The 746-nt window shown below is 50.5% G+C and carries 1 protein-coding gene; it reads left to right on the forward strand.

Annotated elements, in window-relative coordinates:
- The first annotated feature begins 181 nt into the window (after positions 1 to 181).
- The gene (locus tag HMPREF3277_RS09045; protein ID WP_070870915.1) at positions 182 to 571 is read left to right on the forward strand and encodes an endonuclease domain-containing protein; all 390 of its coding nucleotides are present in this window, start codon (positions 182 to 184) and stop codon (positions 569 to 571) included.
- Positions 572 to 746 lie beyond the last annotated feature (175 nt).

The raw sequence follows: 746 nt of genomic DNA on the forward strand, positions 1-746 counted from the left end.
GTTTTTAAGGAAGTTTTCAGACGGCCTGTGCAAAATAAAAACGCAAAAGGTCGTCTGAAAAAAGATTGTCTTGCCGCAACATTTAATTCAATCAGCAACCCCATCCCCTCTCCCGTGGGAGAGGGCTAGGGAGAGGGCAGCAAGCCGCAAGGCTTGCACAAACAGCAACCCGACAACAAAAATGACCACGCCCGAAAAACTATTGACCGCCGACAACCCCGCCCTGCGCCAACGCGCCAAAGCCATGCGTCAAGAAATGAGCGAGGCGGAAGCAAAATTGTGGCAGCACCTGCGGGCAGGCCGTCTGAACGGCTATAAATTCCGCCGCCAGCAGCCGATGGGAAATTATATTGTTGATTTTATGTGCGTAACACCCAAGCTGATTATCGAAGCGGACGGCGGACAGCACACAGAACAAGCCGCATACGACCACGCGCGGACGGCATATCTGAACAGCCTGGGCTTTACCGTGCTGCGTTTTTGGAATCACGAAATTTTGCAGCAGACAAACGATGTGCTGGCAGAAATCCTGCGCGTGTTGCAGGAATTGGAAAAGCAGTCTGCACGGTAGCAGATGGCTGATTTTGATTAAATTATTAAAAATTATAAGGTGCAGGCTGCCTGAATTGAGCATTTATAAAGGTCGTCTGAAAAGTAAAAAGCAGCCTGCACAACCTGTTTTCCTTGCAGAACCCTTCATCCCAACAGCCGCCCCGTCCTCTCTCCCGTGGGAGAGAGTTAGAGAG

Origin of the sequence: Neisseria sp. HMSC70E02, assembly GCF_001838645.1 — a bacterium.
Lineage (GTDB): Bacteria > Pseudomonadota > Gammaproteobacteria > Burkholderiales > Neisseriaceae > Neisseria > Neisseria macacae.